The sequence below is a fragment of the Streptomyces fragilis genome (genome assembly GCF_003112515.1).
Classification (GTDB): domain Bacteria; phylum Actinomycetota; class Actinomycetes; order Streptomycetales; family Streptomycetaceae; genus Streptomyces; species Streptomyces fragilis.
The window spans coordinates 1,234,107-1,245,901 of record NZ_BEVZ01000002.1; the positions used below are offsets into that span (position 1 = coordinate 1,234,107).

General features: G+C 75.3%; 3 protein-coding genes. All 3 read left to right on the plus strand.

What is annotated here, in order from left to right; genetic code table 11:
- Window positions 1-26: 26 nt before the first annotated feature.
- Genes Sfr03f_RS07445 through Sfr03f_RS31485 form a run of 3 tightly spaced genes read left to right on the plus strand, consistent with a single transcriptional unit; the run spans window position 27 to window position 11,700 of the window.
- Window positions 27-2,648: a metallophosphoesterase family protein gene (locus tag Sfr03f_RS07445; RefSeq protein ID WP_108952861.1), complete on the plus strand. Its 2,622-nt coding sequence runs from the start codon at window positions 27-29 to the stop codon at window positions 2,646-2,648.
- Window positions 2,645-6,463 carry a DUF6603 domain-containing protein gene (locus Sfr03f_RS07450; protein WP_108952862.1) on the plus strand — a complete coding sequence of 1,273 codons (3,819 nt, stop codon included), beginning with the start codon at window positions 2,645-2,647 and terminating at the stop codon, window positions 6,461-6,463. Before Sfr03f_RS07445 ends, Sfr03f_RS07450 begins: the two co-directional genes overlap by 4 nt.
- Window positions 6,460-11,700 carry a DUF3892 domain-containing protein gene (locus Sfr03f_RS31485; protein WP_108952863.1) on the plus strand — a complete coding sequence of 1,747 codons (5,241 nt, stop codon included), beginning with the start codon at window positions 6,460-6,462 and terminating at the stop codon, window positions 11,698-11,700. The genes Sfr03f_RS07450 and Sfr03f_RS31485 overlap by 4 nt, the downstream gene beginning before the upstream one ends.
- Window positions 11,701-11,795 lie beyond the last annotated feature (95 nt).

Consider the following 11,795-nt stretch of genomic DNA (forward strand, 5'->3'; position numbering starts at 1 on the left):
CCGCCGTGCCCTGAAGCGGAGGAATCATGGGGGATTCGGGGGTCGGCGGCAGCGTGCCCGCACTGCCGTCGCTGGACGTCGAGAAGCTGCCGCTGGTGCTGGCCGGCCCGATGGTCCGACGGGTGGACGAGGCGGGCGTGACCGTCTTCTTCGTGCTCAAGGCCGCCCGCAAGGTGACGCTGGAGGTGTTCACCGGGAGCAGCGGACCGCTGCCGGAGCCGGTGGCCCGCGGCACCGCCGTCACCGCGCGGATCGGCGAGCACCTGCACGTCGTGGCGGTCACCGCCCGCCCCGCGTCCGCCGGCGCGCTCCGGCCGGGGACCGTGCACCGGTACACCGCGCGGTTCTCCGCGGACACCGCCGCCCCGGACACGCCGGTCCCGGCCGGTGCGCCCGGTCTGTTCAGCGACGGCGTCGTCCACGCCAAGGGTGACCAGGCGCGCGGACGCCTGCTCTACGGTGACGGCGCGCCCGACCAGCCGAGCTTCGTCACCCCGCCCGACCACCCCTCGAAGCTGCGCTTCTTCCACGCCTCCTGCCGCAAACCGCACGGTCCGGGGCTGGACGCCCTGGCCGTCCTCGACCAGGTCCTCGCGGCCGACATCGGCAAGCCCGCCCACCGTCCGCAGCAGCTCTTCCTCACCGGCGACCAGATCTACGCCGACGACGTCGCCGAGGTCCTGCTGCACATGTGCACGCAGTACGGCCGTGTCCTGCTCGGCCGGGACGAGACCTTCCCGACCCTGCCCCGGGAGCACCGGCTGCTGCTGATGAAGCCCGGCAAGCGGCAGCAGCTCACCGTCGAGGACTTCCACCTCACCAGCGACGTCGGGCACTCGCACCTGCTCACCCTCGGTGAGTTCTATGTCATGTACCTGCTGTGCTGGTCGGACGCCCTGTGGCCCGAGGGATTCGACCTGCGCCTGCTCTTCCCGGAGTTCTACGAGGACGACCACCGGACCATCGGCAGCCCGCACCCGGACGAGGCCGACAAGCTCTGGTTCGTGTACTCCTTCCGCAAGAAGTCGCTGGGCGTCTACAAGGACTTCCTCGACCGGTGCGGCAACGTCAGGAACTTCCGCGAGACCCTCCCCGACGTGCGGAGGGCGCTCGCCAACACCGCGACCTACATGATGTTCGACGACCACGAGATCACCGACGACTGGTACATCGCCTCCTCCTGGGTCGACGACGTCTGCTCCACCGACCACGGCCGGCGGTTCCTCGCCAACGGTCTGGCCGCCTACGCGGTCTTCCAGCACTGGGGCAACGTCCCGGCGGCCTTCGGGCCGGGACCCGAGGGGGAGGCCGGACGTGAGCTGCTGACCGCCCTGGCCCAGCCCGACCACACCGCGCCCGGCCCGGCCGCCGTGATCGCCCGCCGCACCGGGGTGCCCAGCGGCACCGCCTCCGGCCGCATGGTGCGGCAGGACGGCTCCCTGCCCTGGCACTACGGCGTCGACTGGCCCGCCCACCAGCTCGTCGCCGTGGACACCCGCACCCAGCGCGTCTTCCGCGGCGGCCCCAAGGACTCGCCGGCGCTCATCTGGTCCGACGCGTCATACGAGGCCATGCTGGAGTCCGCGCCCGACCGGGGCACGGAGAAGGTCACCGTGCTGCTGTCGCCCTGCCCGGTGCTCGGCCACCCGCTGATCGAGGAGATCGCCCAGCCGGCCATCCGGAAGTACATGGAGACCGGCTACCTCTGGCAGGACGTCGAGGCCTGGAGCCACGACGAGGACGCCTTCCAGAAGTTCGTCGCCCGCCTCCTCGGCCAGGCCGCACCCGGTCCCGACGGCGTCCGCCGGCGCCGGGTGATCTCCCTCGGCGGCGACGTGCACTACGGATTCGCCGTCCGCATGCGCTACGGGGCCACCCACGCCTACAAGGCGCCCGAGGGCAAGGTGCGCGGCGTCCTGGCCCAGCTCACCGCCAGCTCCCTCAAGAACGAGGCGGGCGGCACCAGGTTCCTGCAGAACCTCGGCTACGCCCTCACCTCGCCCCGGGCCACCCACCTCGGCTGGAACGTACCGCCGGGCGGAAGGATCGCCGTCGACGTGGAAGGGCTGCCCGGTGACCCCCCGCAGCGCACGCTCCTCACCAGGTCGCCCGGCATCGTCAAACCGCCGCGCGGACGGAAGGTGCTGAGCCCCGACCCCCACTGGGAGTGCCTGTACGAGTACTTCCAGCACGACGACCCCATGGCCGAACCCCGCCCCCGCGCGACGATCCCCGTCGCGTTCCCGCCCGACGATCCGAGCCAGGCCGTCGCCGACTACGCCGCCGCCTCCGGCAACCACTTCTCCTACCTGGTGAAGGGCACCGGGCGGGCGATCGTCGGACACAACAACATCGGCGAGGTCACCTTCACCTGGGGCGCCGGCGACGACAAGTCCGTGCGCCAGACCCTGTGGTGGCGGTTCGACGGGCAGAGGACGGCCGCCCCGCTCACCCGCTTCGTCCTCCCGCTGCCCCTCGGACCCGACACTGCCCCGCTCACCCCGGACGCCCCCGCCCCCGGCGCCCACGGCACCGCCCCGGAGGCCGCGCCGTCGACCGGCCCGGAACCGGCGCCGCCGACCGGCCAGGAAGCCGCGCCGTCGGCCGGCCCGGAGAGCCTCCTCGCGAACGAAGGGACGCAGGCATGACCACCCCGCAGGAGAACCCTCCCGCCTCCCAGGAACAGCCCGCCGAGGTCACCGACGGCCAGTCCGCCCTGGTGGAGGAGGTGCTGCGGCTGATCGAGCCGCTCACCGACGCCGCCGCCAACCCGATGGCGCTGGCCCGCCTCCTCGCCGCCACCGGCTGGCGGCCCGAGGCCGCCGGGGACGACGCCGGGGAACAGGTGGCCGGCTGGCTCGAGGACGTCGCCGGGGTGGTCGGCTCCCTCCAGCAGGCCGTGGAGAACCCGCCGCAGGACCTCGACGGTCTCAAGGAGCTGCTCGAGACGGTGGGCCGAGCCGTCCAGGTGGTGCGCACCGTCCCGCCCGCGCTCGGCGACCTCGACCCCGGCCGGTTCGCCGAGGACGTCGTCCAGCACCTGGTCACCGACTGGCTCCGGCTCCACCACCCCCTGCTGCGCTCCGTCCTCCTGCTGCTCGGCGTGCTCGTCGAGGAGGACCCCGCCTCCGGTGGAGCGGCGGGGGAGACCGTGACCGGCGCCGAGGGCGCCGCCGTCCGCGTCCCCGTCGCCCGGGACAGACTGCGCCCGGAACGGCTCGTGGAACTGGTCCGCGACCCGGTCGGAGTGCTCCGCGCCGCCTACCTGCCGGACGGACCGCTCGACGAGGAGGGCGCCGACGCCCTCGCCGCGCTCCTGCTGCCCCGCCTCGCCGACCTGCTGCGCGCGCTCGGCGTCGGCGACGTGCTGGCCGGACTCGGCGACACCACCCACACCGATCTGACGCCCGCCTCGGTGGCCCTCGGCCGCCGGATGCTCACCTTCCAGCTCCCGGTGCAGCCCTCCGGCCCGGTCACCGGCACGGCCGCCACCCTCGGTGCCACCCTCGGCATCGGCTCCGCGACCACCGGCGACCTCGGCGTCGTCCTCGTGCCGCGCGGATCCGCCACCCTCCAGCGGCAGTTCGGGGAGTGGGTGCTGCGCGCGGACCTGGCGGGGGCGGGCCCGGCCGTCGCGCTCGGCCCGGGCGGCGTCACCTTCTCCGGGGGCGCTCCCACCGGCGGACGCGCCGAACTCTGCCTGGAGCTGCGCAAGGGAGACCCCTCGGGCGGCGGCCAGGAGCCGCCCGCCCTGCTGCTGGGCAGCGCCGACGGCACCCGGCTGGAGATCGGCGCCTTCCGTGCCTGGATACGCGCCGTCCTCGAACAGGGCCGACCCGGGGAGCCCGACCCCTCCGACGTCGAGATCGGCGTCGGAGCCGACAAGGCCGCCGTGGTCGTCGCCGGCGGCGACGGCGACGGATTCCTCGCCTCCGTCCTGCCCGCCGACGGACTGCGCACCGAGTTCGCCCTCGGCCTGCGCTGGTCCCGCCGCAGAGGCCTGACCTTCACCGGATCCGGCGGCCTGGACGCCGTCCTGCCGGTCAACGCCCGCCTCGGTCCCGTCGAACTCGTCTCCGTCCAGCTCGAGTTGCATGCCGACGCGGAGGACGAGGAACTCACCGCGCGGGTCGGCGCGACCGCACGGATCACCCTGGGCCCGGTCACCGCCACCGTGGAAGGGATCGGGCTGGAGGCCGGCCTGTCCGCCCGGGACGGCAACCTCGGCCCGGTCGGCCTCGGCGCCGGCTTCGCCCCGCCCAAGGGCGCCGCGCTCAAGGTCGCCGCCGGCCCCGTCACCGGCGGCGGCTACCTCTTCTTCGACCGGGCCAAGGAGGAGTACGCGGGCGTCCTCGCCCTCCAGCTGGAGAGCATCGCGCTGACCGCCGTCGGCCTGCTCACCACCCGGATGCCCGACGGGACGGACGGCTTCTCGCTGCTCATCCTGGTGTGCGCCGAATTCACCCCGATCCAGCTCGGGTTCGGCTTCACCCTCAACGGCGTCGGCGGCCTGATCGGCGTCAACCGCTCCGTCTCGGTGGACACCCTGCGGGCCGGCGTCCGCACCAAGGCACTCGATTCCGTCCTCTTCCCGCACGACCCGCTGGCCCGCGCCCCCGAGATCGCCGCCACCCTCGGCGCCGTCTTCCCGCCCACCCCCGGCCGGCACGTCGTCGGCCCGATGGCGCGGATCGGCTGGGGCACGCCCACACTGCTCACCCTCGACCTCGCCCTGCTGCTCGAACTGCCCACGCCGGTACGGCTGGTGCTGCTCGGCAGGCTGCGGATGGCGCTGCCCACCGAGGAACGGGCCGTGGTGGTCGTCAACATGGACGTCCTCGGAGTGATCGACTTCGAGCGGGGCGAGGCGTCCGTCGACGCCACCCTGTACGACTCGCGGATCGCCGCCTTCGCGCTCACCGGCGACATGGCGATGCGGGCCCGCTGGAAGGGCGAGAGCAACTTCGCGCTGTCGGCCGGCGGGTTCCATCCGCGCTTCCAGCGCCCGGAGGGGTTCCCGGAGCTGCGCCGCCTGGCGATCTCCCTGCTGAACGGCGACAACCCCCGGCTGCGGCTGGAGGCGTACTTCGCGCTCACCTCCAACACCGTGCAGTTCGGCGCCCGCCTGGAGCTCTACGCGGCCGCGCTCGGCTTCAGCATCGACGGGATGCTGTCCTTCGACGCCCTGGTGCAGCTCGAACCGTTCGGCTTCCAGGTCGACATCGGCGGACGCCTCACCCTCAAACGGGGCAGCCGCACCCTGATGGGCGTCGGCGTGGAGGTCGCGCTGACCGGTCCCACCCCCTGGCACGTGCGCGGCAAGGCCCGCTTCGAGATCCTCTTCTTCAGCGGTGAGATCAGCTTCGACCGCACCTTCGGCGCGCGGGGCACTCCCGCGGCACTGCCCGCGGCGGTCGACGTGGCCGCCAAGGTCGAGGAGGCGATGGCCGACCCGCGCAACTGGACCGCCCAGCTCACCGGGCCCGGCCGCACCGTCGTCACCCTCCGGCAACTTCCGGACGCCGACCAGCAGTTGATCGTGCACCCGCTCGGCGGGCTGTCGTTCACCCAGCGGATCGCCCCGCTCGGGCTCACCCTGCAGCGGTTCGGCGGGGCGCCCGTGACGGGCGCCCGCCGACTCGACCTCGACCCCGAGCTCACCGTCGAGGACGCCGACCCCGCCACGGCCACCGCGCCGGTCCCGCTGCGGCTCACCCCCACCCGGGACCACTTCGCGCCCGCCCAGTTCCTCGACCTGACCGACGAGGAGAAGCTCTCCGCGCCCTCCTTCGAACGACTGGTGGCCGGCGGCACCGCCGAGGGGGCGCTCGCCGCCGACCGGGAGCACGACGGGGTGCACGGTTCCGTGCTCGGCTACGAGGAGGTCGTGGTGGACGGCCCGCACCGCACCGCCACCACCACCGTGGCGGCCGCGTTCGCGAGGAGCGGGTCGGCAGGACCTCTGACCGGAGCCGACCCCCTGACCGGAGCCGGGCCCTCGACCGGTGCCGAGCCCCTGACCGCGGCCGCCCTGCGCACCGCGGCCTCCCCGGCCGCCCGCGCCGCCACCCGCCGCACCGGACGGCAGGGCTTCGCCGCCCGCCCCCGGGTCCTCGGCGTGCGCGACACCGGATGGGCGGTCCTCGCAGCGGACGCCGCCGTCCCGGCCGCCCGCACGGCCCGCGCCACCGGGGCACCGGCCCCGGTCCGTGCCGCCACCTGGGCGGAGGCCGCCGAACTGCGCCGTGACCTCCGCCGGTCCGGTGGCCACGACCTGCGGCTCGTCCCCGACACGCCGGACTTCGCCGCCCCGGACCTCACGGCCCCGGACCTCACGGCCCCGGACCTCACGGCGGTCGACGACCGCGGTACCCGGACCGCCGCCGGGCGGACCCCCAGGGGCGCGAAGACCGCAGAGCCTCACCACAAGACCGACGAGAACCCCGCCGGAGGCACCCGTTGAGCGGCCTTACCTTCCTTTCCTGGGTCCGCGAAGGACTCGCCGCCGCCGGCGGGGCGCCCGACGCCGGGGCCGGTGACATGGACGCGCGCAACCACGTCGTCCTGCGGCCCCGGCTCACCGGCCGGGCCCCGGTGGACGTGCCCGCCCGCCTGCTCGGCCCCGGGGACGTCACCGGCGTCGACGCCGCACAGGTCCTGCGGACCTTCCCCGCGCCCGACGCCTCCGACGCGGAGCCGCACCTGTTCCCCGCCGTCGAGTTCGACCGCCCCGACCTGCCGTGGATGTTCACCCCGGCCGGAGCGGGCGAGCAGGACCGGCTGCGGCCCTGGCTCGTGCTGGTCGTGGTGGAGGCGGACCGGGCCGCCCTGCTGCCCGCGGCCGCCACCCTGCCCGTGCTGCGCTGCGAGGTCGACCGGCTGCCCGACCTCGCCCAGTCCTGGGCCTGGGCCCACGCCCAGGTCACCACGGAGGACGGCGACGGCCCGGAGGAGGTGGACCGGCTGCTCGCCGAGGAACCGGAACGCACCCTCTCGCGGCTGGTCTGCCCACGCCGGCTGCTCCCGCACACCCGGTACCTGGCCGCCGTGGTCCCCGCCTTCGAGGCCGGACGCCTCGCGGGCCTGGGCCTGCCCGTCCCCGAGGGCCCCCTCACCCCGGCCTGGCCGGCCACCGACGCGTCGGCGGCGGGCGAGCCGGCCGAGATCGACCTGCCCGTCTACCACCACTGGAGCTTCGGCACCGGCCAGGACGGGGACTTCGAGTCCCTGGTCCGCGCCCTGACCCCGCGCGCCCTCCCCGGCGACGTCGGCACCCGCCCCATGGACGTCGGAGCCGCCGGACACGGCCTGCCCGCCCTCCCCGGCAAGCACCCCGGCCGCGTCCTCGACCTGGAGGGGGCCCTGCGCGGCGCCGGCACCGACGCCCGGCCCTGGGACAAGGACACCGCCGCGGCCTTCCGCACCGCCTACACCGACGTGCTCGACACCGGTCCCGACGGGGCGGAACTCACCCCGCCCGTCTACGGCTCCGCCCAGGCCGGCCGCAAGGAGCTGCCCTCCCCGCAGGCCGGGCCGACCTGGCTGCGGGAACTCAACCTCGACCCCCGGCACCGCGCCGCGGCCGCGCTCGGCGCCGAGGTGGTGCGCCGTCACCAGGAGGACCTGGTCGCCGCGGCCTGGGACCAGGCGGCCGAGCTGCGGCGCGCCAACGAGACCCTGCGGCTGGGCCAGCTGGCCCGCACCGTCAGCGACCGGCTGCACCGCCGGCTCCCCGGCGCCGAACCTCTCGGCACCCCGGCCGCCGACGACGCGGCCGACGCGCGGCTCCTGCAGATGACCGCCGCCGCCCGCGCCGCCGTGCGGTTCGGCTCCGGCACCGCCGCCGGCGAACTGGCCCGCAACCAGGAGGCCGCCGCCGCCCTCGACCCCGCCCTGCGGCGCCTGCTGCGCCCCGGTGGCCCGGTCGCCCGCCGCGCCGCCGCCGCCGGGTCCCGTCCCGCGGGCGCCGACACCGCCGTCACCGGCCTGGCAGCCGCGCTGGCCCGCCGCACCGAGCGGGCGGTGCCGGAACTGGCCACCCCGCCGGGACTCAGCGGAGTGGACGACCTGCCCGGCGAGGAGGACTTCGACTCGCTCACCGAGGACCGCCTCACCACCCGCTGGTGGGAGGAGAACCCGACCACTCCGAGGGAGGGCGTCGACCCCGTCACCCCGGTGATCCGCTGGGTCGGGGCCGGCCTGAGCAACAGGGTCTTCGTGGTCACCACCGACGGCCGGCTGATGTCCCGGGTCACCCAGGGCGGCAGCCCCGGCTGGGTCGACCACGGCCCACCGCCCGGCACCACCGCCTCGTCGGCCCCGGTCGCCTGCCAGGACCTGCACATCTTCGTCACCGGCGCCGACGGCACCCTGCGCCAGCTCTTCTGGGACGGCGACCGCTGGGTGTGGCTCGACCACGGCAGGCGCGGCACCGCCCCGCTGAACGGCGGTGACGGCGCGCTCGCGGCCGTCGTCCGCCGCAACCCTCCCAGCGGCCCGAGCAACAACCAGTACCTCAACCAGACGGTCTACTGCACGGACACCGACGGCTTCCTGCACGCCCTCAAGGGCAAGGGATCGAGCTGGACCTGGGAGGCCGCCCGCAAGCCCGGGGAACGGAACATCCGCGGCGTCCGGGTGGTGGGCCCCTGGGCGCTCAACCTGCTCGACACCGACGGCAGGCTGTCGCGGTGGGCGGACGAGGGATCCGGCTGGGCCGCCACCCCCGTCAGCGGCTTCCCGCTGCCCCCCGTCTTCGACGTCTGGCGGGGCGTGCCCGACGGCACCGGCGCCGAGAGGAACATGGGCGCTGGCGTGGACGGAGTCCTCCAGATCTGCAGCAAGCACCCCCTGTTCGGGCTCCTCGTCTGGCAGCCCGTCCAGGGCGCGCCGAGCGTCGCCGGGCTGCCCGGCCGCACCAAGGACAACCGGACCCTGGTCTGCACCACCGACGCGCGCATCCTTGCCGTGGCCTTCTCCCACACCCTCGACAGCGTCACCGTCGGCGGCGGCCGCCTCCCGGGCGTGCCCGACCAGGGCCTGATCGCCACCGTCTCGGGCAACGTCGTCCACGCCGTCGCCGGCGGGGAGCTGTGGCACGCCGACCTCGGCGGCGACAACACCTGGCGCAACCTCGGCCGCCCCGTCTTCGGCGGCAAGGGCGCCATGGAGGCCGCCCCGCCGCAGGACATCCGCTGGCGGCCCCAGCTCGGCTTCTTCTCCAACCTCCTGGTCGGACACGTCGACGCCCCGGCCGGCGCCAACACGCCCTACCTGCGGGTGGGCAAGGCCACCGACTTCGACGCCACGGTCCGCGGCGGATGGTCCCTGAAGACCGGACTGGGCGGATGGATGACCCACGAGGTCACCCAGGGCTTCGGCGTCGCCGCCGCCGACATGAACAAGCCGAAGAACGGCCGCCCCGACGTGGTGCTCTTCTGGATCGAGGAGACCCGCAACGGGAGCACCGACGGCAACTTCGGCCGCTACGCCATCGGCCGCGACCTCGACGCCAACGGCGACCCGACCCGATGGGTGGGTCCGGTCGCCATGCCCAGCCCGATGTCCACCCCCACCGGCTCGGGCGGCGCGCTCACCGAGTACGTGCACGTCGGCGGCGGAAGCTGCGCCCTCGCCGACCTCGACGGCGACGGCAACCAGGAACTGATCGTCGTCTACCTCGGCGGGTTCACCGGCAACCGCCGCCTCTTCCTGCGGATCGGATGGAACATCGACCCCGACACCGGCCTCGCCCGGGGCGGCTGGGAGGACTCCGTCGAGATCCCCTGGCCTGGCCGGCCCTCGGACACCGCGCCGCGGGTGCGCGCCGTGGACGTCGCGGTCGCCGACCTCGACCACGACCTGCGCCCCGAGCTGATCGTGATGCTGATGGAGGAGAACGGGAGCCAGGTCACCGGCTCCTACCGGGTCGGCTGGAAGATCAACGCCCGCGGCAGGGTCACCGGCGGCTGGAGCAACCCGCGCGCCATACCCGGCAGTTGGCCGGCCATCGCCGGAGCCGGCATCGCCGTCGCCGACTTCTCGGGCAGCGAGAAGCCCGACCTGGCCGTCCTGGTCGTGGAGGACGGCCCCACCGAGAACTCCGCCACCTACCGCGTCGGCTGGGACGTCGAGGGCGCCGCCGGACCCCGTGCCTGGTCCGACGCCATGCCCGCCCACCAGGGCGCCTGGTACGGCTGGCTCAACGAGGGCGCCGGCCTGGCCGTCGTCGACCTGCCCGGCTCCACCGCCCAGCGACGCTCCACCATCACCTCCAACTTCCGCACCGCCGCCAAGGCCCACCAGCGCGCCCTGCTCGCCGCCCAGGCCCGCGCCGTCCGCGGCGACGAGCCCGCCGTGCCGCTCAGCGGCGTCGCCGACGCGGTCCGCGCCGCCACCGACCCGGAGCGGGCCGTCACCGGCCGGGTCGCGGCCCGGATCGACGGGGCGGACCTCCTCGGCGGCGCCCTGCCCGACCCGCTCGGCCCGCTCCTCGCCCCGCCCTCGTTCGACCGGCCGATGGCCGAACTCCTCACCGAGCTCGGCGCCGACCACCTGCTGCCCGGAGCGGAGAACGTCCCGCCCGAGACGGTCACCCTGCTGCGCGCCAACGGGCCCTTCATCGAGGCGTTCCTGGCCGGGGCCAACCACGAGCTCGGCCGGGAGCTGCTGTGGCGGGAGTTCCCCACCGACCGCACCGCCACCTCCTTCCGCCACTTCTGGGACGCCCGCGGCCTGTACGAACCCGGGCAGGAGCCGCCGGACGTCCCGCCGATGCGGTCCTGGCAGCGGTTCGCCCGCCTCGGCGAGACGCTGCGGCGCCCGCCCGGCGGGGACGACGCCGTGGTGCTGCTGATCCGCGGCGAACTGGTGCGGCGCTTCCCGTCCCTCGGCGTGCACGCGCGCCGGGCGCTGGCTCCCCTGACTCCCGGCGGACCGCGCCGCCTCGCCCAGGACCGGACCGACCCCGTCTTCTGGGGCGCCGTCGGCGAGGACGTGCTGTTCCTGGGCTTCCCGTTCACCGCCGCCGACGCGCTGGGGGAGCACGACGACGGCGAGGGCTTCTTCTTCGTCTTCGAGGAGCACCCCGGGGCGCCCTCCTTCGGCCTGGACGTCCCGTCCGCCGACGCGGCCTGGGGAGTGCCCCCGGCCGCCTGGCAGGACGCCGGCTGGGCGGCGCTCGCCGGTTCGCGGGAGCAGCTCGACACGCTCCGGCACGTCGACACCACCGCGCTGGACGCCACCCCCAGGCCGGTACGCCCCGGTGAGCCCACGCCGCCGCAGGTCTGGGGACGCAACGCCGCCGCGATGGCCCGGATCACCCTGCAGCGGCCGGTCCGGGTCGCCTACCACGCCTCCGCCCTGCTGCCCGCCCACGGACCCGGCCTGCGCGTCACCCACGTCCGCAAGCGGATCCCCGGCAGCGACCAGGTCTTCGTCCGCGAGATCGCGGGCCGGTACCCCGACGGCGGCTGGTGGACCCTGTCCGCGGTCGAGGCGCTGGACGCCCTCGACGCCCGGCAGTCCTTCTACGTGGAGACCGGACCCGGCCACCGCGTCGCGCTCACCTCGGTCTCCGACGGCTCCGGCGGCCGGTACCTGCGCACCGCCTCCGACGAGGACACCGCCGACAACCTCCTCTCCCTGCCGCCCATCCCCGAAGAGGCCTACCGGCCCCGCCCCGCCCGCCCGTCCCGCTGACCCCCGGACGCGGGCCCCGCCCGGGCGCCCCGCCCGCCGACGGCCCGCGCACCGGCCCGTCGACCGCCCGCGCACCGACGCACCGGACCGCCGAC